At 51.2% G+C, this 26,039-nt stretch carries 21 protein-coding genes; 16 read left to right on the top strand and 5 right to left on the bottom strand.

Annotation, left to right across the window (positions count from 1 at the left end; genetic code table 11):
* Positions 1-347: 347 nt before the first annotated feature.
* From ychF to rbp, 9 genes are all read left to right on the top strand, one after another.
* Complete coding sequence (gene ychF / locus PP769_RS09370; protein WP_312646847.1) at positions 348-1,418, top strand: redox-regulated ATPase YchF; 1,071 nt, start codon at positions 348-350, stop codon at positions 1,416-1,418.
* Between the two features lie 246 nt (positions 1,419-1,664).
* Positions 1,665-2,021 (top strand): PepSY domain-containing protein, encoded by a 357-nt coding sequence (locus tag PP769_RS09365; RefSeq protein ID WP_312646845.1) that lies wholly within the window; start codon positions 1,665-1,667, stop codon positions 2,019-2,021.
* Positions 2,022-2,124: 103 nt separating this feature from the next.
* Complete coding sequence (locus PP769_RS09360) at positions 2,125-2,379, top strand: DUF2231 domain-containing protein (RefSeq protein ID WP_312646844.1); 255 nt, start codon at positions 2,125-2,127, stop codon at positions 2,377-2,379.
* Positions 2,380-2,430: 51 nt separating this feature from the next.
* The gene (locus PP769_RS09355) at positions 2,431-3,108 is read left to right on the top strand and encodes a response regulator (RefSeq protein ID WP_312646843.1); all 678 of its coding nucleotides are present in this window, start codon (positions 2,431-2,433) and stop codon (positions 3,106-3,108) included.
* A 3-nt stretch (positions 3,109-3,111) separates the two neighbouring features.
* Positions 3,112-4,545, top strand: coding sequence for a sensor histidine kinase (locus tag PP769_RS09350; RefSeq protein WP_312646842.1), 1,434 nt, complete (start codon positions 3,112-3,114; stop codon positions 4,543-4,545).
* A 52-nt stretch (positions 4,546-4,597) separates the two neighbouring features.
* Positions 4,598-5,800 carry an efflux RND transporter periplasmic adaptor subunit gene (locus PP769_RS09345; protein ID WP_312646840.1) on the top strand — a complete coding sequence of 401 codons (1,203 nt, stop codon included), beginning with the start codon at positions 4,598-4,600 and terminating at the stop codon, positions 5,798-5,800.
* 135 nt (positions 5,801-5,935) lie between these two features.
* Positions 5,936-9,052, top strand: coding sequence for an efflux RND transporter permease subunit (locus tag PP769_RS09340; protein ID WP_312646838.1), 3,117 nt, complete (start codon positions 5,936-5,938; stop codon positions 9,050-9,052).
* Positions 9,053-9,086: 34 nt separating this feature from the next.
* Complete coding sequence (locus tag PP769_RS09335) at positions 9,087-10,349, top strand: TolC family protein (RefSeq protein ID WP_312646837.1); 1,263 nt, start codon at positions 9,087-9,089, stop codon at positions 10,347-10,349.
* Between the two features lie 311 nt (positions 10,350-10,660).
* Positions 10,661-11,005: an RNA-binding regulator gene (rbp, locus tag PP769_RS09330; protein ID WP_312646836.1), complete on the top strand. Its 345-nt coding sequence runs from the start codon at positions 10,661-10,663 to the stop codon at positions 11,003-11,005.
* Between the two features lie 89 nt (positions 11,006-11,094).
* Here rbp and PP769_RS09325 read toward each other — a convergent pair whose 3' ends face one another.
* From PP769_RS09325 to PP769_RS09310, 4 genes are all read right to left on the bottom strand, one after another.
* Positions 11,095-11,580: a hypothetical protein gene (locus PP769_RS09325; protein ID WP_312646835.1), complete on the bottom strand. Its 486-nt coding sequence runs from the start codon at positions 11,578-11,580 to the stop codon at positions 11,095-11,097.
* A 458-nt stretch (positions 11,581-12,038) separates the two neighbouring features.
* Complete coding sequence (locus PP769_RS09320; protein WP_312646834.1) at positions 12,039-14,216, bottom strand: response regulator; 2,178 nt, start codon at positions 14,214-14,216, stop codon at positions 12,039-12,041.
* A gap of 379 nt (positions 14,217-14,595) precedes the next feature.
* Positions 14,596-14,790 carry a hypothetical protein gene (locus PP769_RS09315; RefSeq protein WP_312646833.1) on the bottom strand — a complete coding sequence of 65 codons (195 nt, stop codon included), beginning with the start codon at positions 14,788-14,790 and terminating at the stop codon, positions 14,596-14,598.
* Between the two features lie 2 nt (positions 14,791-14,792).
* Positions 14,793-14,984, bottom strand: a complete 192-nt coding sequence (locus PP769_RS09310) for a cyclic nucleotide-binding domain-containing protein (RefSeq protein WP_312646832.1) — start codon at positions 14,982-14,984, stop codon at positions 14,793-14,795.
* A 608-nt stretch (positions 14,985-15,592) separates the two neighbouring features.
* On the opposite strand from PP769_RS09310, the gene PP769_RS09305 reads away from it, so the two are divergent.
* The 3 genes from PP769_RS09305 (at position 15,593) to PP769_RS09295 (ending at position 19,141) form a co-directional block, all read left to right on the top strand.
* Positions 15,593-16,438 (top strand): LOG family protein, encoded by an 846-nt coding sequence (locus tag PP769_RS09305; protein ID WP_312646831.1) that lies wholly within the window; start codon positions 15,593-15,595, stop codon positions 16,436-16,438.
* Positions 16,435-17,832, top strand: coding sequence for an MBL fold metallo-hydrolase RNA specificity domain-containing protein (locus PP769_RS09300; protein ID WP_312646830.1), 1,398 nt, complete (start codon positions 16,435-16,437; stop codon positions 17,830-17,832). Before PP769_RS09305 ends, PP769_RS09300 begins: the two co-directional genes overlap by 4 nt.
* Positions 17,833-18,013: 181 nt before the next feature.
* A complete protein-coding gene (locus tag PP769_RS09295) occupies positions 18,014-19,141 on the top strand; it encodes a hypothetical protein (protein ID WP_312646828.1) in 1,128 nt (375 codons plus the stop codon).
* Positions 19,142-19,318: 177 nt separating this feature from the next.
* Here the strand turns inward: PP769_RS09295 and PP769_RS09290 are convergent, their stop codons facing one another.
* Positions 19,319-19,705, bottom strand: coding sequence for a hypothetical protein (locus tag PP769_RS09290; RefSeq protein ID WP_312646827.1), 387 nt, complete (start codon positions 19,703-19,705; stop codon positions 19,319-19,321).
* A gap of 358 nt (positions 19,706-20,063) precedes the next feature.
* Here PP769_RS09290 and PP769_RS09285 point away from each other — a divergent pair, with 358 nt between their 5' ends.
* The 4 genes from PP769_RS09285 to PP769_RS09270 all read left to right on the top strand — a co-directional run bounded on the left by PP769_RS09285 (position 20,064) and on the right by PP769_RS09270 (position 25,945).
* On the top strand, positions 20,064-21,230 hold the full coding sequence (locus tag PP769_RS09285) for a mechanosensitive ion channel family protein (protein WP_312646826.1): 1,167 nt from the start codon (positions 20,064-20,066) through the stop codon (positions 21,228-21,230).
* A 555-nt stretch (positions 21,231-21,785) separates the two neighbouring features.
* Complete coding sequence (locus tag PP769_RS09280; RefSeq protein WP_312646825.1) at positions 21,786-22,217, top strand: response regulator; 432 nt, start codon at positions 21,786-21,788, stop codon at positions 22,215-22,217.
* Positions 22,218-22,425: 208 nt separating this feature from the next.
* On the top strand, positions 22,426-23,487 hold the full coding sequence (locus PP769_RS09275) for a sensor histidine kinase (RefSeq protein ID WP_312646824.1): 1,062 nt from the start codon (positions 22,426-22,428) through the stop codon (positions 23,485-23,487).
* Positions 23,474-25,945: an ATP-binding protein gene (locus PP769_RS09270; protein ID WP_312646823.1), complete on the top strand. Its 2,472-nt coding sequence runs from the start codon at positions 23,474-23,476 to the stop codon at positions 25,943-25,945. The genes PP769_RS09275 and PP769_RS09270 overlap by 14 nt, the downstream gene beginning before the upstream one ends.
* The last annotated feature ends 94 nt before the right edge of the window (positions 25,946-26,039 follow it).

Below are 26,039 nucleotides of genomic sequence, written 5' to 3'. Positions count from 1 at the left end.
CCATGCGTGTTCTGGCTGGAAAACCCATTGTCCATACGGTCTTCCTAAGATCATGCCGTCCACTGGATCTCTGGACAAACGGCCTGAAGTGGAATTTCAAAAAACGCTATACACCTGTGGCTACATTCAAAAGTTGCCATTCTGAAATCACCGGAACATCCCGGTTTCTCCATGCCTGAATAGATCGGTATACAGTTTTCCGTTTCAACTTCTAGATAGGGTACGGAGAAACGGCAGAAAAATTATTCACCTTTCGAGAAATTTTATGACGAGAGCCCTGAGCGGGTACGTATAGGCCTTTTGGCTCAAGGACCTGCAGGCTTCTAATTTGATACCTTGCATTTCCTATGGAAATTGGCATCGTCGGTCTACCCAACGTCGGCAAATCTACGATTTTTAACGCGTTGACCTCTGGAAACGCGGCCGCATCGAACTATCCGTTTACGACTATCGAGCCCAACGTCGGCGTCGTGGCCGTTCCTGACGCGCGTCTTGGGCGCCTGACCGAGTTGGTCAAACCTAAGAAAACCGTGCCAACTTCCTGCCGTTTCGTCGATATCGCCGGTCTGGTTAAAGGCGCCTCTCAGGGCGAAGGGCTGGGAAATAAATTCCTTGCGAATATTCGGGAAGTCGACGCCATCCTCCACATGGTGCGACTCTTTCAGGATCCCGATGTGGTGCACACCATGGGCGGCGTGGACTATCGTCGTGATATCGAGGTGATTGAAACTGAACTAATGCTTGCGGACCTGGACAGTCTCACCAAACAGTACGACAAGGTCGCCGCCAAGGCGAGGTCCGGAGATAAGGCTTCGAAAGAGGCCCTTGTGGTGCTCGATATTCTGAAAAACGGCCTCGAAGCGGGTAAACCCGCGCGAGCGCTGGGCCTTGAGCCGGAAGTCCTCAAAAACTTTTTCCTGCTCACGACTATGCCCGTGCTCTATGTCGGGAATACCGATGAGAATCCGGATCCGGCCACCCTTGCGGATTTTCATGCCTTCGCAAAGGAGCGCGGCTCGGAATCGGTCGTGATCTGTGGCAAACTTGAAAGCGAAATCGCCCAGCTGTCCGGCGAAGACCGCGAAATTTTCATGAAAGATTTGGGCATGGAGCAGAGCGGCTTGGAGAAGGTCGTTGTTGCCGCTTATAAAACACTCGGGCTCTGCTCGTTCCTCACCTCCGGAGTGCAGGAGGTCCGAGCCTGGACCATTCCTATCGGAGCCAAGGCACCACAGGCCGCCGGCGTCATCCACACCGACTTTGAGAAGGGCTTTATCAAGGCCGACATTTACGCCTTTGCGGACATCGACAGATACAAGTCGGAAGCCGCCCTGCGTGAGAAGGGCCTGATCCGCTCAGAAGGCAAAGATTACATCGTCAAAGACGGCGACGTCTGCCATTTCAAGTTCAACGTCTAGGCCGGATTTTCCCTGCCGCCATATTGGCGCACACTTTCGGATTTAATCGACAACGCATGTTCCCCTGCCAATAGAGGCCTTTCCGCCTTTCCGCATAGGCCGACAGGGGCCTATTTTGGCTCATGTTATTCTCTCTAGATGAAGAATCTTTCATGTCCGCTTCATATGGCCTTCATGTAGACAATCTATGCTGTATTCATGAACAGCCGGTTGCTTCCATTAATTTTTCACCAAGGAGGATGTATCATGAAGCGGTTACACACAATCAGTTTATTGGGCGCCACAGCGTTGTTATTGACTTCCGTTGGATTGGCCATGAGTCAGGATGGCAAAGACAAAGCGGCCGCGGCCAACCTGAGCGCCTCGGTCACCATGGAAGAAGCCATCAAAACTGCGACGACTCAATTTCCAGGGAAGGTGCTGGAAGCCGAGCTGGAAAGTGAAGACGGGAAGGTAATGTATGAGGTCGAAATCGTCAACGCTTCCGGTGAGATTAGGGAGTTTGAGATTGACGCCCAATCGGGAAAAGTTTTGAGCTCTGAACTCGAGGACGAGGACGGGCACGAGAATGGCGCTTCTCACAAGGATCCCGAAAAATCCTAAGAAACCAGCAAGGCCCCATTCGCAAGAGGGCATGGGGCCTTCTCTCGTTTCACCACACTTTCGACATGCAGGGGAAATCATGTTTGAGTTGCCATGACAATCCATGTTAGTTCCTTTCCCCAACGCCTCGCTCTTCACCAGTATGCGATTGGATGCCGCAGGAGTCTGGCTCAAATGTGAGAATTTCCGTGACGGCCCCTTATGGCCTCTCATTCTCGGTTTTCTCGGAGGCGGGGCTGCCGCCATGGCCGGCCATCGGGCAGAGGAAGCGGCTGAGGCCGGAATTGCCGAATCGATGATTGAGACGCACGGGACGCATGCCTTCGTGACTTTGGGATTGTTGGGAGTTCTCCTATAATGTGCCGAAGGACACCCGCCCCTGCCGATTTTAATTTTCAGTGGGAAATCAATGCGTATTCTCTTAGTAGAAGATGATTCAAGTGTGTCCGGGTTTATTGTGAAAGGCTTGCGGGAGGAGCAATATGCTGTGGATCTCGCCACCGACGGTGAGATGGGATTGGCCATGGCCGAGACCACGCACTATGACGTGATCATTCTGGATATTATGCTCCCTAAAATGAACGGCATTGACGTCTGCCGCCGGCTTCGAGCGAAGCGCCACGCGACCCCGATCCTTCTCTTGACCGCACGGGAGGCCATTGAAGATCGAGTGACCGGCCTGGATACCGGCGCAGATGATTATTTGACGAAACCGTTTGCCTTTGCCGAATTATTGGCACGTCTCAGAGCGCTTCTCCGTCGTGGCAGTGGCCTCCCCACACCTCGCCTCACGATTGCGGACCTGGAGCTTGATCCGGTGACCCACCGTGTTTCACGGGCAGGCCAAACCATCATCCTGACCAACAAGGAATATTCACTTTTGGAATATCTCATGAGAAATGTGGGACGGGTATTAACCCGAACAGCCATTACCGAACACGTGTGGGACATTCACTATGAGTCCATCACTAATATTGTGGATGTGCACATTAAAACCTTGCGCAGCAAAATGGATCGGGATTTTTCTCCACAGCTGATCCATACTGTACGAGGGATCGGCTATGTCTTAAAAATACCGGACGCCTAAACTATGCAGGCCTTTCGCACGCGCATACGTCGTGTGGCCTTGGGTTTTATTGTGATCCTCCTAGGCCTCTTCAGCCTGATCCTGTATCTGGGCCTATCCACTATTTTACACCGCCATATCGATGGAGAACTGATGGCACTCGCACAGGAGGAAAGCCTCCGCGTGGACCTGGCGACCGACCATGTTCATGTGTCTCCTCACCGGCAACATGAAGAAGACGAATTGGAAGAATTTGATGACGAAGAAGAGCTACAGGAGGCTATCCGCTACAGTGCCATCCTGGATTCTACCGGCCGAATTCTCTGGCGTGGACAGAGCACGGAGAACCGCCTTCCTGTGACATCCCAACTTATCATGCAGGTCCTCAATGGAGAAACCGTTTTTGAAACCTTTCACAAACCGGATCATCCGCCCATTCGCCGAATCTCTATTCCGCTCGTCATTGAAGACCATGGACGGTTCATTTTACAAACGGAAAAATCCTTGCAATTTGTTCAGGAAACCCTTCAGTGGTTGGCCTGGCTACTCTGTGGCACCTTCGCGATTTCCCTTCTGTTTGCCTTATGGGGAAGCGGACGATTGGCCGATGAAGCCCTGGCTCCCGTCAACGCTTTAAGTCAGACAGCAGAAGCCGTATCCGGGCAGACGCTTTCCACACGCCTCACACTCAGCTCGCCCTACGCCGAATTTCAACGCCTGGCCCACACCTTTAACGGCATGTTGGACCGCTTGCAGCAGGTCTTCGAAGGACAACGTCGCTTCGTGGCCGATGCGGCCCATGAACTGAAAACCCCGTTAACGGCGATGAAAGGCAATTTTGAGGTCAGCTTGCAACGGGCTCGGTCGGCAGAGGAATACCGGGAGACCATTCTCTCCAACCTGGCTGAAGTCGACCGACTCAGCACCATGACCAAATCCCTCCTCACCCTGGCACAATTCGCCGGCGACCGCCCCCCACTCGTATTGCAAACCCTTGACCTCCCGCCTCTTGTTAAAGAAATCGTGACCGAGTTGTCGGTGTTAGCTCATGAAGGGGGTATCCATCTGCAGACCGAGTTTGCGCCTGTCCCTCCTCTCATGGGAGATGCTTCACAGCTCAAACAAGCCCTGATCAATCTCCTGGATAATGCGCTCCGGCATACACCTCCAGATGGAACCATCACCGTCCGAGTCTGGTCTCAGGATAGATCCATCCGGTTATCTGTGGAGGACACCGGGCCGGGAATTGATTCCCAACATCTTCCTCACCTTTTTGGGCGATTCTATCGAATCGACCAGGCACGGGATCGCCAATCAGGAGGAACAGGCCTGGGGTTGGCGATCGTCAAGGAGATTATCGAAGCCCACGGAGGAACTATTCATGCACAGAGTCAAGTAGGACACGGCACCACATTCACAATGACACTCCCAACCTGGGAGGAACCAGGACCGACATGAGCACCATGGTAGTATTTTGTCGTAGGAGATCTTTTGTCCACATGGATCATCCATGAAGAATCTGAATAACAGACACGGGAGTTGTCTTCTTGTTTTTTGTCTTATCGGGCTGTTCACGATGGGATGTTCCGACACCCAGCCACCAACTGACAGCCTACCGGACACAGACGCAACGGCTTCCTCCCCCGATCTCTCTCTTTCTCCTGGACAACCCCTTCACGCGGACCATGTCCCTGAACAAGCGCGGCAACGCATCCGAATTGAAGAAGTTAAAGAACGCCCGACCCCGCATTCGGTTTCGGCTCCGGGACATGTCGCCCTTGATCTCTCCCACGTGGCAAAAGTTTCCTCTCGCATCCCCGGGCAAGTGGATAAGGTTATGGTGCAATTAGGGGATCGGGTGAAAAAAGATCAGCCGCTCGCGGCGGTTGAAAGCATGCGCTTGGATGAATTAGTCCAGGAATACCTGGTGGCCAAATCCAAATTGGATGTGGCCTCCAGCAACTTTAAGCGAACCAAACAACTCCTGGCTGAAAACATTATTTCTCAACGTCGGTTTCTGGAAGACCGTGGACAGCAGATTGAAGCCCAGGCCGTCTATCAACACGTCCGGGAAAAGCTCCTGAACATGGGGCTCAGCCCACAGGAACTCCAACAAATGGAGCATGGGAGCCATTTGGAGGGCCACAAATATTTGCTCCGGGCCCCTCTTAGTGGAACCGTCGTGAATCAAAAAATCGTCCTGGGTCAGGGCGTAGCGGCAGGAGACGAGTTCTTTGAAATTGTGGATACCAGTCAGGTGTGGGTGTTTGCCAATCTGCCAATCGAACATGCCCGTCGTTTCAAGGAAGGCGATCAAGGCGAGGTCCTTCCCCGTGGTGGAGAGCCCATCACGGCCCGGCTCACCTATATTGCTCCGGTCGCAGATGCCACTACCCGCACCATTCGCGTGCGGTTCGACGTTGAGAATTCTAATGGCCGGCTTAAGCCCAATGAATATGTGGACGTGCGGTTGATCGATCAACAACAGCCCGTCTTATCCATTCCTCTATCGGCCTTGACGATGGTAGAGGGCGTGCGCGGCGTGTTCGTTCAACGAGGCGACGGATACGATTTTGTCTTTGTCGAAACCGGCCAGGAAGGCGGGGGACTTGTGGAAATCAAACGGGGCATAAAATTGGGAGAACACGTGGTCACCGAAGGTGTCTTCGACCTGAAAAACGCCATCATGAAACCCTCCGCTCATGAACATTAACCACCATCACCGTGGGTGAAAACGTGGAGCGGGCGCACAAATATGAGTGTTATCTATCAAGGCATGCCTGACGAATCAGGTTCTCTTCTTTCGTATTCCCCGCAAATAGTCAAATGATGGTAACCCTATAATTCCATGGAACGTCTTCTCACACTCTCACTTCGATATCGATTTTTTACCATCGTCGCCTTGCTTTTGGTCAGCGCCTCCGGAATGTGGTCGCTGACCAATCTCACCATCGATGCGGTTCCCGATCTCACCCCTGTCCAGGTGCAGATTCTCACCCGTTCCCCCGCGCTCGGTCCGATTGAGGTGGAACAATTCATCACGTTTCCTGTTGAAACCGCGCTGAACGGGATACCGGGATTGTTGGAAGTGCGTTCGGTTTCACGGTATGGACTCTCAGCAGTGACCGCAATTTTTGAGGAACACCTTGATCTCTATTTTGTCCGGCAACTCGTCAACGAGCGCCTGGCGTTAGCAACTGAGCGCATTCCCGCCGTCTATGGACGCCCGGTGATGGGTCCACTCTCAACCGGCCTGGGTGAAGTCTACCAATTTACACTCAGAGGGGAAGGACACAGTCCCATGTTCTTGAGGACGCTTCTGGAATGGGATATCGGCAGGCGGATCCGGACCGTTCCAGGCGTGGTGGAAGTCAATATTTGGGGCGGAGAGACCAAACAATTTCAAGTGGTCGTCGACCCCAGCAAGCTCCTGGCATTCAATCTCACCTTACAGACGGTGTTTGAAGCACTTGAACAGAACAATGCCCTCGCGGGCGGCGGCTACATAGAACATGAGCGGGAACTTTACCTCATCAAAGGGGAGGCCCTGGCTTCAACGCTTGCCGATTTAGAACAAATCGTCGTGAGTCATGGGCCGGGTGGTGTGCCCATTTTCGTTAGGGATATTGGAGAAGTCAAAGAAGGCGCCGCATTGCGGATAGGCGCGGCCACGCGGATGGGGGAGGGAGAAACGGTCATCGGGATGGTTCAAATGCTGGCAGGCGCCAATGCTCAGCAGGTCGTCGAACGAGTGAAGGAACGGATCAAGGAGATTCAAGCGACGCTTCCGCCGGGTGTCCTGATTGAACCCTATTATGACCGGACCCTTTTTGTTTCCAAAGTCATCAACACCGTCAGAAATAATTTACTCGAAGGAGGTCTGCTGGTCATCGCGATTCTCTTTTCATTTCTAGGAGACGTGCGGGCCGGATTTATTGTGGCCTTGGCCATACCTCTTTCCATGCTGGTGGCGTTTACCGGCATGTATCACGCCGGCATCTCCGGAAATCTGATGAGCCTGGGGGCGATTGACTTTGGACTGCTGGTGGATGGATCGGTCGTCATGATCGATAATATTCTGCGAAAGCTCGGGAAGGTCGCCAGCCAGTCGAAGGAAGACAAACTGGCAACGATTCAGAGTGCGGCACGGGAAGTGTTAAGACCCATTGTGTTTGCGGTCGGCATTATTATCGTCGTGTATCTTCCCATTTTGTCCTTGGTTGGGTTGGAAGGCAAAATGTTTCGGCCCATGGCTATGACCGTCATTTTTGCCCTGGCAGCTTCACTCCTCTTTGCGGTAGGAGGCGTGCCGGTACTGGCCTATTGGTTCGCACGCGCCAGACCGAATCATGAAGAAACCTGGCTCATTCGGCATGCCCGACGACTTTATCAACCCTGGTTAAACCTGTCCTTAAACCGGCCGGCATGGGTCGTGACTCCAGGCATCGTGCTGTTTGCCCTCAGTCTGGTGATTGGATCGCGCTTAGGGATCGAATTTGTTCCTCGATTAGAGGAAGGGGATATGGCCATTCAAGTGTGGCGCCTCCCCAGCGTCTCCATGACTGAATCAGTGCAAACGGCCTTGGAGGTAGAACGGGCCTTGCGGAAATTTCCTGAAGTCGTCCAGGTAGTAACGAGAACCGGAAGTCCGGAAGTGGCCACGGACGTGATGGGCATTGAACTATCTGATGTCTTTGTTGTCCTCAAGCCGGAAGACCACTGGACCACGGCCACCTCTAAAGAGGCGTTGATCGACACATTCAAAACGGCTGTTCTTGAAGCGGTTCCCGGTGTTGGTCTGAGCTTTACGCAACCGATTGAGATGCGATTCAATGAACTCATTGCCGGCACCCGTTCCGACCTCGCTATCAAAATTTTCGGGGAGGATCTTGAGGTCTTACGCCATCAAGGAGATTTGGTGGCACGTGCACTCGAACAGGTGCCCGGCGCTGCCGATGTGAAAGCGGAACAAGTAACCGGCGTCCCCAGGATTCGGGTGATCGTGGACCGTGATCAAATCGGGCGATACGGGTTGAACGCCAAAAACGTGTTAAACATCATTGAAACTGCACGAGTGGGCCAGACGGTTGGAACCGTCTTTCAGGGACAACGCCGCTTTGATCTGATCGTCCGCCTCTCAGACAATGCATCGGCCGGTCCGGTGGCGCTTGGCAATCTCCTGATCCCCACCCCGCATGGGGAACTGGTTCCGTTGTCCCGCGTGGCCACCATCAAAGTCGATGAAGGACCTGCGCAGGTTAGTCGACAGGATATTCAACGCCGGCTGGTAGTCGAAGCCAATATCCGTGGTCGGGATCTGGGTTCCTTCGTCACCGAAGCCCAACAAATGATTCGCGACCGCGTGGCCCTCCCCCCAGGGTACTATCTGGAGTGGGGCGGACAATTTAAACATCTCGAAGAAGCGTCACGCCGACTGGCCGTCGTGGTGCCGATTACCTTACTGCTTATCATCGCCATTCTATCGGTGATTTTTGGAACAATTCGTCCGGCCTTCCTCATATTTTTGAATGTGCCCCTCGCTCTGTCGGGGGGGATTTTTGCCCTTTGGATTCGAGGCCTTCCGTTGAGTATCTCGGCGGTAATCGGTTGCGTGGCCCTTTTCGGAATCGCAGTCTTAAACGGTGTCGTATTGGTAAGCCGTATCCAAAGACTTGAAACCGAGGGGCTTCCGACCCGGGACGCTGTGGCACAGGGAGCCATGGATCGTCTTCGCCCTGTCTTGATGACCGCCCTCGTCGCAAGTCTGGGGTTTTTACCGATGGCCGTCGACACCAGTATGGGAGCGGAGGTCCAACGGCCTCTGGCCACAGTCGTGATCGGCGGTTTGATCACGTCCACGGCCTTGACCCTATTTATTATTCCAGCGTTGTACGGCACCGTCTGCCGTTCCAACCAACAACCAGCCATACCCAATCAGTCTCACACCAGCACCATCTCAACCTGAGCAGGATGGTGTTGTCACAAGAAGGGAACATGTCATGTGGTTCAAACAGATCATTTGCCTCATCATGCTATACGGTCTCTGCTGGCAACCCGTGTTGGCAGCGACTGACACCACACCACAGGCTGCGGCCCCGACCTATAGTCTGCAAGATATTCTGGCCATGGCCTTAGAGAAAAATCCCCTTATGAATGAAAGTGAGGGAGTCATCGAACAAAGGGAAGGAGACAAAATCTCTGCCTCCGCTTATCCCAACCCCACGCTATGGGTTCAGAGTGGACGTGGAACCGTCAGAGATCCTACCGGCATTACCCTCACTGAACGATATGCCACCCTCTATCAGCCTATCGAATGGCCGGGGAAACGGGCGGCACGCCAACAGGCAGCCCAGGCAGGCCTGGACGGAGCCCTGGCCTCAAAAGAAGAAGCCAAACTGAATTTGATTGCCGCAACCAAACAGGCTTTCTATGACCTCTTATTCGCCGAACGTCAAACGGCGACGGCCATCCAAAATGTCCGGACGATGGAAGAAGTCCGAAAAGCCGTGATTCGTCGCGTCGACGCCGGTGAAGCACCCCCTTTTGATTCCGTGAAAATCCAGGTAGAGAGCATGAAAGTTCAAAAAGAAGTCGCCCGGACCAGGGGGGTCGTCCAGTCTATCCAAGCCTCATTAAATAGTCTCACTGCCGGGGCATTGGGGCTTGATTTCTCCATTCAAGGCGATTTCGCCGTCTGGCCTGGAGCCTTACACCTCGATACACTCTCGGAGCAGACTCTGGCGAACCATCCCATCATTACCAAATGGAAAAAACTGATAGCACAAGCGCAGCACACCCACCGTCAGGAGCAACAGGCTCGCGTGCCCGATGTGACACTGAGTGGAGGATACCAACGAGACGCAGGGCGGGAAGCCTATATCGCTGGGGTTTCCATTCCTTTTCCGGTCTGGAATCAACGACAGGGAGATATCGCCCAAGCCAAAGGCGCCTTGCGACAACGGGAAGCGAGCCTCCTTCGGGCCAAGCAGGACCTTCTCAAAGGCATTGCCCAGCAGATCCAACTTTCTCAAGCCGCGGCCGCACAAATTGCCACATACGAAAAGGGACTGCTCAAGCAGGCACAAGAGGCGCTACGTATCGCCCAAGTCAGCTTTAAATTCGGAGAAGCCAGTCTGTTGGATGTGCTGGATGCCCAACGGGTCTTACGGCAAACACAAGTAGACTACGCGCAAGCCAAATACGATCTCTCGATTGCCCTGACCGAACTGGAACGCGTCACCGGCGGAACCGTACAACCCTGAAGTATACCGGGGGTATGCCGGCCATTCCGGATAGCACCATCCGATCTACCCGATAAATAGGTAATAGTGCCATTTTTCCGCTACTATCTTTTACTTCCCTTGTGTGCTACGATTTTTTCAACTCATCGCCCTGGGCTTAGCTTTGAGAGTTCAATCACTCAAGCCCGTAACCGGTGTTGTTTAGCCCGAGAGAATAACTCGGAAGTGTCTGACCTGAGTGGCGTAGAAACAGCGTCCGTGGCCTACCTCTTCCAAATGTTTTACCCTTCTCGAGCATCAGACAATATCATCTTTTTAAAAGGAGGAACCCCATGGGTTCAAAATTGTATGTAGGTGGGTTGCCGTATTCAGCGACTCAAGCAGAATTAACCGACCTGTTTTCGGCACACGGCACCGTCGAATCAGCTAACGTCATTAGCGACAAATTCACCGGCCAATCGCGCGGGTTCGGATTTGTTGAAATGTCTACCGGAGAGGAAGCACAAGCCGCAATTGCAGCATTGAACTCTACGGAGTTTGGTGGCCGCACATTGACGGTGAACGAGGCCAAACCTCAAGCCCCACGAACCGGTGGCGGCGGAGGCGGCCGTGGTGGATTCGGTGGCAGTGGCGGAGGCGGAGGAGATTTTGGAGGAAAACGGCGCAGCCGATTCTAACGATCACTCTCTACGTCCGATAATAAGGGAGAGGTCCACAAGACCTCTCCCTTTTTTTTATTCCATTCCCGGATTCCAGATCCTTACCCTCAGGATCTCACCATGATAACGGCCGACAAAAGCACTCCCAACCCTAACAACAGGGTCAGTCGGCCAAGCAAGGGGGATAACCGAAGCAGGAACTTTTCACCAGCTGATAATTCTGAAGCAGCTTTGCTCTTCAGGGTGCGCACTTTTTGCGCCATTATCCGGTCATGACTGAAGGAAACCATCGCTAACAGGAGCACAAGTATCAGTTTCACGAGGACAACAGATGGCCAGGAGGAAAGGGGAGCCCGGAAATTGATGACATTTCCAAGAAGGACCGACCCCGTCACCACCAGAATGAATAGGGCGCTCCATACGAGGGTTCTGAATCGACGAGCAAGGCTTATAAATCCGCGTTGAGCGGTAGGAGGGTCGGAATCCTGTCTCATGAGAGGCACTGCGACCAGGGAGAGGAACAGCATCCCTCCAATCCAGAAGGTTGCTGCAATCAGATGGGTCCAGACCAGGATAATGTAAAAGATTTTCACCTCAGGGATTGTAGCGGGATTGCTCCATACTCACCACAGCATGAAGAATTTCTGCTCCGCCGGAATATACATGTAGCCATGACAAAGCTGTCTTATCCCTTGCATTTTAACCAATTGCCCGTTTTTCGAGGAAAAAATGGCGGCACGGCCAACCATTTCATTTTCCTGAAGGCAGGCAACGTTCGCTACGTGCTCCACTCGCCTCAATGCCAACTACAAATCCACTCCCGATTGAATACGGTGTGACGGTGGGGCAAGCCGCGATGAGGGAGATGGGGCTGGATTCCTCATGCCAGAATTGCCTAGTGGAAGTGAACTGGCTGGTCTGGAGGACAAGACATTCGTGGCTCCCATTGCGGCCAGATGATTATTTTGAATGAAGTAAAAACTAATAGTAGATAAGGTAGGAAAGAGGGTTGGGACCGCATCCCAGGGTGATGAAATTTACACTCATCGTATTATCGTATGGCTTTCTGAATGGCCTTATACAGACAGGCCGCCGCAGACTCCTTCGTGACATAGGCCGAACCGCCGGCCTCCAGGAGCGCCGGCTCCACTTGATTAGCTTGATGAACTGACAACCCAATCACGATGGTCTTGGGAAAACGAGCTTTAATTTGCCTGGTGGCTTCAATCCCATCCAATTTTGGCATGTTAATATCCATGATCACGACATCGGGCTCATACGCTATTGCCTGCGCTACGGCGGCTTCACCATCCTCCGCTTCGGCCACGACCTCAATATCCGGATACGTTTCCAGTACACCCCGCAAACCTTCCCGCACCACCGCGTGATCTTCGACCAGCAGCACCCGCACCAAATCTATGCTCTTGGTAAGATCACTGACTGCCGCCATAACCGTGGAAGTGCCCTCACTAGAGCAATGGTTATCTTGGACAGGTTCCAGAGGAAGCAGGAGCCTTGCCCGCGTCCCCTGATCGAGAGAGGAATGGAAGTCAAACCGCCCACCCAATGCCTCCATTCGTTCACGAATGCTGAATAAGCCAAATTTCTCTAAATTAAGTGGTGGGACATTGGGGGTCAGAGTGGTTGCCTGATCACATCCTCTCCCTTGATCCACAACTTCAAGATACAGCATATGGTCCTGAAGACGGAGAAATATTTGAGCCCGATCGGTCTGGGCATGCTTCACCACATTCATGAGCAGTTCTCGAACGGATTGAAAAATCAACCCGATTTGACTTTCGGAAAGATTCAAAACTATGCCATCCGGGATATGGGTTTCTACAGTAAGCTGATAGGATTGGAATTTCTCAGCCAGCCAACGCAGCCCCATGGGTAACCCGAACTCGAGGATTGGAGGACTGAGTTCGGCCATCAAGGAGCGCGTATAAAGAATAGATTCATGTAAGACGTCATCGGCTTCTTTCAAGACCTGTCGTATTTTCGTATGTTCTTCAGTTTCCTGTGTGGCCTGGGCCAATTTGAGACGGGTCACGATTAACATTTGCGCCAGATAATCATGGAGTTCAGTGGCAATCTCATTCCTTACTCGCCGTTCAGCAAGACTGAGTTGGGCGGCTAAGGCACGAAGCTTCTGCTGTGATTCCACGAGCTCCCGGGTCCGCTCTTCCACCCGTTGATCGAGTTCCTGCTCGATCCGCTTCCGTTCCGAAATATCCCTCGTAAAGCACCGCGTATAGCGGAATGTTCCGTTTTCCCAACGGACATTCGAATGGATCAACACATCTTTGACCGACCCGTCCTTACAGCGAAGTCTAGAGGGGTAGTCGCACAAGGTTTCACCCCGTAATAACCGCTGCAAAATATCGTTAATGATAGGTTCATCCACATGGAATTCTGTAATACTATGACCAAAATATTCATGTGCCTCATAGCCAAGCATGGTCAGTTCGGCTTTATTCGCCCACAAAATCTTTCCATCCGGGCCGACCTGATGCACACATTCCACAGCATTCTCCAGAAAATCAGCAAGTTCTTCCTCCCGTTGCAGGAGTGTTCGCTGAAGTTCCTCCCGACGCCTCACCTCACTTTCCAGAGCAACGGCTTTTTGTTGTAAAGTGGCAAGAGTTGTATCGGCCTGCATATGGTCACCCGGCCCGGGAACGATGGCATTCTCAGCTGGCCTGACCATCGAATGCGCACTGCAGATCTTCTGAAAGGTATGAGTGTGGGTATGGCTGGAAAAACCACGTATTGGATAAGCACATAAAAGTGAGAAGGAATGTTCGGCTGCAAGCTGATTCCACAGTGACTCCAGATGCAATGCGGCCGCTGCTTCTCCCCTTTCCCAGAGAATGGCCACCATTTCACCAAATACCCGAACACGTCCACTCCCATTTTCGGTGGCTTGTCGAAGCAACTGACCCATGACGGCCTGAAACTTTGCAGAATCGGGCCAACCATGCACCATAAACTGTGACAAGGTGTCAGCCGCATCGAACTCCATATACCGTTCTAGCAAACGATGGCCGTTCAGACGATTGACAAGGGCCTCGCGGTGAGGTGGAGTAGTAAGAAGCAGCACCGACTCTCCCAATGCCAAACCTTCTTCAACGTGACGCCCCAATATTTCTATGAGAAAGGAATCCTGATCGTAAAACTGCACCTCATGCTGGCTTTCGGTCATAATTTTTGAGACATGTGAATACACGGGCTTGCCCTCCAGATAAGTGAAACTTAGCCCTACGATTCCCGAAACCGCACGGAGTCACAGATATAAGAGAAATTTTATCCAAAATACAAGGAAATGTCACTCTTGGAGAAACACCCGTGGCTGGCAGCATGAAAGTACACCACGAATCGGAGGGACGATAAATGTCAATAGTCCCGGGTCAAACAATCTCAGTATTGAGTACTACTCATTCGTCCGCTACAGCTCCCTCGTACCTTTTCGATCCAATTTGAGCGGTTTTGTCTAATTAATTATTTGGGAAAGACGTAGTTTGAGATTTCATGGTTTTGGCACTAAAAATGATCCTTTACCACAATAAGAATAATTTCCTAAGACCACTCTCATTTCCTCCCAGTCGCTATGGCCCCAGAATAGAGGGAAGGCGTGGACTAACATAGAGAGCACCATTTCCCACGCCGTCTACTTCATTCGAACGATCATTCACTAATCCTGCACAGCCTCCACGGAAAAACACCATGTTCCCGGTTTCTTGTTCAGCACCTGGGGATTGGGAGAGCGTTTTCTGCTCAAAACGCTTCAGCCATTCGTCCACGCTTAACCCCTGGACGAGACTACGGTCTCTTCGGTGACTGCCGTCATTTGCACAAGATCTTTTCGTTTGAGGTTAAGGGTCATGCGAACCCCTGTCTCATCGTGTTTCCCGAATCGATCGCCCAACTCCAATAAAAGTCTGGCAAATCGTTGCGGTGCCGGAGTGGACGCAAATTGATCAGCCGCATTCAACACAGCTGTCTTTTCTTTACTGAGCAACTGAACAAGTTGACCGCTTACTCACCAAGATTTTCCAGAAACAAGAGAAAACCCGTGCGATCCAATAGACATAGTTGCGAAGTCTCCAAGGCTTTACAAGTGACCTGATAGACCGGTCGCTCGTAAAAGGCCCGTTTTTCCAGAAGTTGGCCTGAGTCAAAAATACCCACCGACCGCTGTTGCCCCCTGCGATTGTGCCGGGTCAATTCTCCAGCCCCTGGCAAAAAATGTATAGACTCCGGTCACATGCCCGCCACAGAACCCAAATTAGCCGGCCTGATAGATGGCCCTGCGATTAATGAGCCCGAAGGGTTCGTCCACGGAAGGGACAAGTTGGCAGATATCGGAAGATTCCGGATTGGGGCAGGCTGTACATTCGGAGATGGCTAAAGAAGTGGGTGCTTATTTCTTGCGCACTCCGGTACGATCCGAACCATTGGACTATACCCGATTTCTGATCTTATGGGTGTTCCTTCACGTCACTCAAGAAAGAATATGCCACCGAGCCTCTTCAGCAGTTTCAAATTACTTCCTGGGTCTTTATAATCTTCTCTCTGCCCTCTTCGTATAAATTGTATCAGCCTATGACCAATTTCCCCCAATCTGACCCTCCTCCCCTGTCTTCTCCCGCATACAAACGGGCAGACTCCGACCTTGATTTTTTGCAGCGGGACGACCTCAGGGCGGTCCGGCTCCAACTGGAATGGTTTAAACCGGAATTACTCCAACAGGACGAGGGTATCGAATCCACCATTGTGGTGTTCGGCAGTGCCAGGCTTCTGGAACCGGCCGCAGCCAAAGCCAAACTCTTGATCGCGGAAGAAGAGCTGACCGCCTCACCACACGATCCGGAAAAAAAACGGGCCGTGGCCATTGCCAAAAACCAGAAGGCTTATTCTCCCTATTATCAGGAAGCACGTGAATTCGGCCGCCTGGTGTCTTCCAGTTGTCAGATAGACGGACGTCGAAAATTTGTCATCATCACCGGCGGGGGTCCCGGTATCATGGAGGCAGCCAATCGGGGTGCAGCCGATGTAAAAGCCAAATCCATCGGACTGAATATTGCGTTACCACATGAGCAATTACCCAATCCATACATTACTCCTGCACTGTGTTTTCAATTTCGTTACTTTGCCCTTCGAAAAATGCACTTTCTCAATCGAGCCAAAGCCTTGGTGGTCTTTCCCGGCGGATTCGGAACAATGGACGAATTATTTGAGACCCTGACCCTTCTTCAAACAGGAAAAGTACGTGATGTCTCAGTCATACTCATCGGACGACCCTTTTGGGAAGATCTCATCAACTGGGAGAAATTTGTGGAGAATGGCTTGATCGAGGCTGAAGACCTGCAATTGTTTCATTATGCTGAAACCGCAGGGGAAGCCTGGAACATTATCATGGCCGAACATCCACTTGAAGCCCCATCATGAAGATTTCGTTTCATGGAGCCGCCCGATCCGTCACGGGGAGTCGTCATCTCATTCACGCGGGATCCTCCCGCCTGCTTCTGGACTGCGGCATGTTTCAAGGACGGCGAGACCTCGCGGCCACACTGAATCGGCACCTTGGCTTTGATCCAAAATCCCTGACGGCGGTGTGCTTATCCCATGCCCACATCGACCACTCCGGGGCTCTTCCGGTCCTGGCAAAGGAGGGCTTTCGCGGATCGGTCCATATGACGTCGGCCACGGCAGATTTGACAAAAATTTTACTGGAAGATTCCGCCAGAATTCAGCAAAGTGACTGTCGATACGTGAATAAAAAAGAACGACGGAGGGGTCCAACCTGTGTCACACCCTTTTATTCGATAGAGGACGTTCGAATCATCGGCAATCAGTTTCGAGGGTTACGATATGGGACCAACACCTCTGCGGCCCCCAATCTAAAGGTGCAATTTCATGATGCCGGTCATATTCTGGGATCGGCGGGAATCTGGGTTAAGCATCAAAGTCGTGGCAATACCACCTCGGTCCTGTTTTCGGGAGACCTAGGGAGGGCCAACATGCCGATCCTTCGGGATCCGCATCCGCCTCCCTCCTGTGATGTCCTGATCATTGAATCGACGTATGGCGACCGACTGCATGAGGACGACCAGGCCAAACGAACAGCGATCGCGAAAGAACTCGTGACCCATGCGATTCAACATAAAAGCAAAATTATTGTTCCAGCCTTTTCGGTCGGCCGCACTCAAGAAATCATCATGCGCATTAAGGACCTCGTGAACAATGGAGAGGTCGATCCCATTCCAATTTATATCGACTCCCCTCTTGCGTTGAAAGCCACCAAAGTCTTTCTCCAGCACCCGGAATGCTACGACGAAGAAACTTATCAAACCTTTACCTCGACCGGCGATGTCTTTGCCGCGAAATACATCAATTTTATCTCGACGGCTCAAGACAGCAAGCTCCTGAATCGGCGCAGCGGCCCATGCGTCATTATTTCGGCATCGGGCATGTGTGAAGGGGGGCGCGTCGTGCATCATCTCAAGCATACGATTGAGGATGAAGCCAATGTTATCGTCCTGGTAGGATGGCAAGCCGAGCACACCTTAGGACGCAAACTGGCTGAGGAATGGGACACGGTGCCTATTTTTGGAATCCCTACACAACGGCGAGCTCAGATAGTCCGGTTAAATGGATATTCCGCCCATGCGGACCGGGATGATCTCCTCGCCTATGTCCGCGCAATTACCCCACATCCTCGAAAAGCATTTGTTGTGCATGGCGAAGAACGCCAGTCCCTCGCGTTTGCCATGAGACTGAAAGCGGAATTCCCCGGCATGGAAGTGGAAGTCCCACGGGTTGACTCTACTCACGACGTCTAAATCCATGTCCGATTTCAATTGTATACTCTGTGTTCTCCTATACCGTTAATCTGTTGGCCTCTCACGAATGATGTGTATGACTTCTATCGCTCCCCAATCTTCGTTTACCCACACCACCCGTGAGCAACACCTATGGGTTCCGAGTGTGTCAGTCCTCCATTCATCGCCACACACTTGACACATGCCATCCATGATTGCTCCAGGTAATTTTCACATACAAGACGGGAGGTGTATCGCCGTCTTTGCCTATGACGTGGGCGCCTCTATTCACATTGAGGAAGCCGAGCAACGAATTACGGCCATCAAGGAACGAGGGCGGATTAAACGAAAACGGCCGGCACCTGAATACTTTGATTATCACCCCGCACCGCTCCGCATTACGGAAGAACTTCAATCGATCAGTCTCGGAACACACTGCACCCTTCGCACGGTCGAAACCGTCCTCTATGACTTCGGCGCCATCATGGTCACCTATCAGATTCCACTGGCGGGACCGTTTGTATCGTTGCTTCCACTCAGTGAAGCGCTCTATGAAAATGTTCAACTGCTCGAAAACACACTCCGACACGTCCAATCTCTCCTGACCACGTTAGGTTCAGCAATAGAAAAACCGAACATCTCTGAATTTGTCGAGGACTACACGATATTTCATATTTTCTCGACGCAACCCGCTTTGGATCTTTCGCAATTTGTGAACCAACACGGCACCCTTCTGTCTCAAATCCTTCGTTGTGAGGATCAACCGTTGTCAGACCAGGAAATTAAGGATGCCACCACGAGTCAAATTGCCTTTGGAACGCAGGACCTGACTCTCATTGATTGGAATGCCGCGCTGATGATCGGGCAAGAGATGGATGACGTGCTGGCGGTCTTAGAATTTGCCAATGTGGAATTAGTCGAGCGGCGATTTCTCGATCACCAATTAGACGAGGCGCTTGACGACGCGTATGGCGCTCTCACACAGGAAACCCGGCACAGGTTTCGTTGGCCGGGATCATCCGATGCAAATCTTCGCCGAATCGCACGCATGCAAGTCGATAGCGCCATTCTCTTTGAACGGGTGACCAATACCCTGAAATTATTCGGCGATCAATATCTGGCAAGAGTCTCGCGGCTGGCGTCTCAACGCTTTCATTTGCAAAGCTGGGATGCAAGCATTCTTCGCAAGTTAAACACACTGGATAATTTGTATGACAAAATGGCCGGTCAAACCGGCAATCAGCGTATGGAAATCCTTGAATGGATTATCATCATTCTCATTGCAATCTCCATTCTCCTTCCCTTTATCCCGGGTTTCCCAGGATATTAGGCTGCTGGCTTTAACTCAGAGTTCCCCACCCGGCGTTACTCCCAACAAATTTCATGGGCACAACCATCCGACTCAACATTCTCAGTTGAAAAGGGTTGCAAGACAAGACTTCTGAAATTGGATTATTGGGACGCCTCAAGAGAAACCGAAGAGAGTCAAGATTGAAAAGAAAGGCACTTATTCGAGTGAAATTTGGGCATCGATATTCCGGATGATTCTGGCGCGACCGGATTGATCGAGCTGCCCTTCAATCCAGTCCCCCACATGTGCCGGACGATCAATCTGGGTATTTTCATCAAAAGGCAGCCGAGCTTCAATCTGATCATTGACGTGCACAACATAAGCCGCGCCTTCGATTTTAAACACCTGCCCCTGAACCTTTCTTAGATGTTTTTGGGCGGACAACGCTTCCTGTTGAATCTGTCGGTAGCCTTTGGTGCCTTCGACAATTCCACGCCCGATAGCCGCTTGCTGAGCGTCCACAAATTCCTGCTTTCCTACACATCCCATCAGTCCAATAAAGGCCAATGTCACGCTCATCCAGACCTGATGACTTGATGCCATTCCGGCTTTCCTTTCTCCTACTCACTCAGGTACATCATAAACAGTGCCAATACGAATTATCCTATCACATGCGTTCAGAGAGTCCAGGAAATGGGGCCCAGACCGACTGACGTCGGCCACTCCACTTCTATCTCTTTCATACCCACGAAATTTCTTTCCGAATTCACCATGAAAATTGACCTTTACCTCGAATTCTTTTACCCTTCCCGTGAACATGTTCACAACCTAATTGATCCGCATTCATCGATCCGTCCAGCAATGTTATTCAGAGACACGCCCGGCTTCATCCTGCCAGTCAACCTATTCCTTCATTCAAGCAATCTTCAATCTTTTTATTAATGTCAGGAACCTTCGGTTGATGCTTCAAGATTTTTGGCAAGAAATTCTGACGGTCTGGCAGATCGGCATTTTACATACCACCCTGGGTGATATTTTTCTTGCCTTAGGTGTATTTCTGGCATTCTTGTTTGTCCGTCGAATTGTTTTCCGTCTTTTTTCACGTCTCTTGCGACGATTTACCGGACGAACCAAAACGGACATGGACGATCGCATCCTGGAAGCCATTGAACGCCCGCTTGAATTCACGTTTGTCATTATTGGTCTGTACATTTCCGGACAGGTCATCTCCTTGTCGCCCGCGTTGGGTGCGATCTTTGGACAAATCATCCGGTCCTTGATTGCCTTCACGATCTTTTGGGCTATTTTTCGAATACTGGATCCGCTGTCCGCCCTACTGGATCGATCCATCACACTCTTCGGCAGCCAAAGCATGCACGAAACCATTAAGGGGTTTTTCCTCAAGGTCGCAAAGTTCGTGGTGGTCTGCCTAGGCATTGCCGCGGTGTTTCAGGAATGGGGATTCAATGTCGCGGCGGTCCTCGGTAGCTTGGGACTGGTCGGCATGGCAGTCGCCCTCGGCGCTCAGGATTTCATTAAGAATATGTTCGCGGGATTCACGATATTTTTGGACCGGGTCTTTGAAAAAGGCAACTGGATCAAAACGCCTGACGTAGAAGGCACGGTGGAAGAAATTGGATTTCGTGCGACAAAGGTCCGTCAATTCGACAAAGCCCTGGTCACACTTCCCAATTCCAAATTGGCCAATGAAGCGTTAATCAACTACTCCCGCATGACGAACCGGAGAATTCATTGGATGATCGGGATCGAGTATCGCTCGACTCATGACCAAATTCGAAATATTATCCAAGCCATTTCGGCCTATATTTACGAATGTGGTGACTTTGAAACCAATCCCGAAAAGACCAAAACATTTATTTTTCTGGATTCATTCGGTAACTCCAGCATTGACATTAAACTGTATTGTTTTACGAAGACCATTGTGTGGGGTGAGTGGTTGGAAGCCAAAGAACGCTTGGCATACAAAATCAAGGAAATCGTCGAGGGCGAGAAGGCCAGTTTTGCGTTTCCATCGAGTTCCATCTATGTCGAAAGTCTGCCATTCGGCACACCAGAATCTTTCATGCCTCCCCGCTCCCGGGCGCCTTCTTCTCCATCGCCAACATAGCTGGCATATTTTCTGTAGCTGGGCAAGGACTGCCAATTTGTCCGAAGGGCCATATGGTGTCCACTCCTCTATCCTATTTTCACCCGAATCGACTCCATCCCTTTCCACGATTCCTTCCCTAGTCGAGCATACCTGCCTAAATTGGATCTGCCCTTTTAGCAAGGAGACAAAATGAAGGATTCCAGTCTTGCAGCGAATACCACCCGCTGCCAACACATTTTAAAAATGCTCGTTCCCTTTTCGCCCTCAGAGGAAAGAGAATTCTCTAAAATGTTGAAGGATCTTTCTTGGAGACACCGAAATGAACTGAAGGGAGGGAAACTGGACTATTCCCAGCAGTCTTCGGGAATAATATTGGGCACGCCAAGGCGATTTACCCGCTATCCGCGGTTGTCATTCCCAATATGCCAGATTATAAGGCCAAATTAACCCTTTCTCTTATCGGTTGATTACGATAATATTGTGCTTTCAGAAGAGATAAGAACTTTTTTCTTTTCCCTCTGACCAATTGAAAATCCAATCAGGCTACTCACCTAACACCAAAGGAGAAGAGTAATGGCAGAAACAACTGCAGCAATGTTTGGAGGACACAAAACCAACGGCCTGGTTCTCGTCGTGGACGATGAACCCGATGTCCGAAAAGTTGTACGGATGACGCTCGAAAAGGCCGGCTATGATGTCATCGAGGCGGAGGATGGGGAAAAGGCTATTCAGGAAGTACAGAAAGGCGAAAATCCTTTAATGTTGGACGTCATCATTTCCGATATTCGCATGCCAAAAATCAACGGCGTGGAAGCCATTAATTATTTCCAACAGCAATACCCCCGAGTTCCACTCATTGTACTGACGGGATTCCCGGATATGGAAATGGCCACGGGATTTCTCAAGCAGGGGATTGTGGATTATCTCGTAAAACCGGTTGAAAAAGAAAAGCTCCTAAAATCCGTGGCCACCGCCATGGAAAAACGAGATCTCAATCGCCTGTAATCTGACAGAACGAACGTTTCAGATTTCGATTTTCTTCTCGCGGGTAAATGGTTCCCCATGAAGAAGACTATGGTATATCGAGAAAAGCCCTATCCTCAGGATAGGGCTTTCTACCATATGACCGTTGAGACATGGAGAAACTTCTCAAGCTCCCCACCCGACTTTAGCCTTCCATCCTCCTCCACGCCAACAATCAAGGAGGGATTCCATGACGACCGTTGAGCCCCCAATTAACATTGCCATTCTTGGAGCCGGCAAGGGGGGAACGGCCATGTTGGAATCCTTTCTTAATTTACCCCACATCCGTCTCCTGGGTATTGCCGACACAAATCCTCACGCCTTGGGATTTCAACTGGCCAGGCTTCACAATATTCCGACCGTCTCTCACCCTCTGAAACTTATTCAGGAAGACAAGCTGAATCTAATTATTGACGTGACCGGGGATCCCATTCTTCCTTCATACATTACGGAGCACAAACACAGCGGGGCTGAAGTGCTTGGAGGAACCGCTGCCAAAGTTCTCTCAGAGTTGATCCAACATCAAACATTTATCCAAACACAACTGTTTCAATCCGAAAAATTAGCCAGCATGGGAACCTTTGCATCAGGGATTGCCCATGACATCAATAACCCGTTGTATGTCATTTTGGCGATGGCCGAGGAAATTCAAGAGGAAGACAATCTTGATCGCATTCGGCTCCATGCCGCCAGCATCCATGAAGCGGCTCAACGCATACAAGCCATTTCACGAAATATCACGGATTATGTTCGCACCTCCAGCCATCAGGAACTCGAAAGAATCGACCTCCATGCCAGATTGGATGAAGCCTTAAGCATTTCCAGATTTGCGACAAAATTTCGGGAGATCACAGTTCAGAAACATTACCAAAACGGCCTGACCGTCCAGGCGAAACCCGAAGAAATCCTCCAGGTATTCATCAATCTGATTACCAACGCCATTCATGCCATGGAGGAAAAAGGCAGCCTCACCATTACCACCTCACACCGCAATGGAACCGTTCAGGTTGCTATCAGCGATACCGGCTGTGGCATTTCCCCGGAACACCTCCAAAAGATTTTCAATCCCTTCTTTTCAACGAAACCGAAAGGCCAGGGGACGGGCCTCGGACTCTATAACGTCAAAACCATTGTCAAAAAATATCATGGGGATCTTCAAGTCGAAAGCGAATTGGGGAAAGGGACCACCTTCCGATTGTCCTTCCCCGCCATCCCTCCTGTAGAAGGCACGGTGTCCGGTGGACAACCCTGAACCCAAAACCGCCAAAAGAAAAAAAGGATTGACCAAAAAACTGGTTCTCTCCATGCTATTGGTCGGCGCACTGCCTTTGATCATTGGACTCCTCCTGGCTTTCTACCAGGGCACACAGGAAATTCGCGAGGTCAATGGATCCAGCTTTGAAGCTCTCGCAACAGAGACGGCCAGAAAGCTTGATCTGGTCATGGCAGATGAACTGGCTCGCACGGCCTTACTGACAACCGATGTCAAAATCATTGCACGCCTGGAACACATCCGCGATGCCCTCAGTGAGTTGAATCCCCAAGAGCTGGCTCGCACCCTAAACCTAGAACAAGAAGCCTGGAACGCCAAGGATGCCGACATGCTTCAACGAATTCTGAAAGGACCATTTGCCGAGATTCTGCAACAACATGTCGGGGGAACCTTTATGGACCCTGGCCATCCCATTCCGCTGATTACCCGATCTGCCACACGTGCCTTATTTATCACCGATCGTGCAGGACGGGTCATTGCGAGTCTGGATTCCGACATTCCCTACCTTCATCGGGAAGAAGTATGGTGGCAAGGTGCATTCCACAATGGAGTCGGTCAACCGTATATAGGCCAACTGGCGTTTGATTCACGACTGGGAGTCTATACGTTTACTATCGCCCTACCCATCATGGATAGTTTGCGGTATGAAGCCATCGGCGTCCTGCACCGGATTTATGACGCCAAGGAGTTTTTTGCCCCTTCCATCGACATTATTCGATTTGGCAAAACCGGTCATGTCATGCTCATTGACAGCCGCGGCGTCGTCTTGAGTTGCCCGATCCTTCCCACGGGCACCTCAATGAGTGACATCCGACTTATTCCCCTCGTCACCCCCCTGAAGGCCGGATGGACTCCAGCCCCAAGTGATGGCCATGGGGGCACTGCAGCCTCCATCATTGGATTTGCCCCCCTGAGTAATACCAATCAGATTACTAAATTCTCCACCGGCCAGACCTGGCATATGTTTGTCTGGCAGTCATCCGGTGAGGTCTTTGCCCCCATAGAGCATTTTTTTAAATGGACGGCAGCTTTTGGATTACTTGGAGTGGCGCTGCTCGTCACATTGGGATATATAGCGGCCAATCGAATTGCCGCACCCATTCGTCGCCTTCAGGAAGCTGCCCGGCAAATCGGCAGAGGGGAATATCGGGAGCCCATAACATTATCTACCGGCGATGAAATTGAGGAATTGGCCGATGAAGTCAATCGCATGAACCAACAACTGGCTTCACAGTTCGCCGGATTGGAAAGCCAAGTTGAGTTGAAAACCCAGGAAGTGAAATACCTTGAAGAGTCAACCATTAAAATTCTGGATAATGTGCCTGACCCGGTCCTGATGATTGGCCCAGACGAACACATCGAATATGTGAATAAGGCTTCGAAAGAAGCCTTCGCCGTCACTAACGGCGAGATCATCGGCACCCCATTGTTCCAAATTTTCTCCTTGGATCCTGCGACACGAGACCGCCTGAAACAGGAAATGCACGCGGTTCAGGTTTTGGAACCTCCATTTTCAGACAATGCCAAGGCCAATCCGTCCACCGCCTCATTGCAAGATCCCCTGGTTCCCACAAATTGGGCTCAATCGGGCACCAATCGCCAGGAAATTCGGATCAATCAGCGAACGTTCCGGTACCGTTGGTTTGGTGTCCAGGCACGCCCCGGAAGGGGGCCAAGTGCCGGATTGGTATTACGAGATACGACGGAAGAAAGTATCCTCCAGGACCGGGTTATCCAAGGGGAGAAATTGGCAAGCTTGGGCGTTCTCAGTGCCGGGATTGGGCATGAGCTCAATAATCCTTTAGTCGGAGTTATTGGATTAGGTGAAGCGATACAGGAGGAAACCAACCCCGAACAAATTAAAGAATATGCCAGAGGCATCGTTCAACATGGAAAACGTATGGCTTCCGTCGTGCGGGATTTTACCGGTCAATCCGGAAAAAATTTGACTGAAGGGCAAACGCTCATTAACCTCAATGAACTGTTGGAACAATCCGTGACGACGGTCAAGGATCTCTTTCCATCAGCCCCGGTCGAAATCCAAACTCACCTTGGACCCATCCCTTCCATTCAGGGAAAAGCCTTGGAACTTGGACAGGCCTTTACCAACATCATCACCAATGCTTTTCAAGCGATGAAAGAAGGTGGGAAGCTTGTTATTTCAACAGAAGCGTCAGGGCACGATCTGGAAATCCGCATAAAAGACACAGGGCGCGGCATCGCCCCAACACATCTGCCCAGAGTCTTTGACCCTTTTTTTACCACGAGGGGGCAGGGAGAAGGATCGGGCCTTGGACTCACCGTGGCCTATCGAATCATCAATAAATTAGGCGGACACATTCGAATGGAAAGTGAAGAAAACCGGGGAACGACCTGTTTGATCACCTTACCCGTCTCGAATGCCCACCTGACGAAGGAAAGGAGTACGACGTCATGACAAGCCTACGGGGTAGTAGGACCGGCTTATCTATGGTTTTTCTTGCCACTCTCCTCATAGGAACAGGTGTTTCTTCATCTCTTCAAGCAGGTGA

Source organism: Candidatus Nitrospira allomarina (assembly GCF_032050975.1).
Classification (GTDB): domain Bacteria; phylum Nitrospirota; class Nitrospiria; order Nitrospirales; family UBA8639; genus Nitrospira_E; species Nitrospira_E allomarina.
Note: the sequence above shows the minus strand (reverse complement) of the source record. Positions and strands in the feature narration are given on the sequence as shown.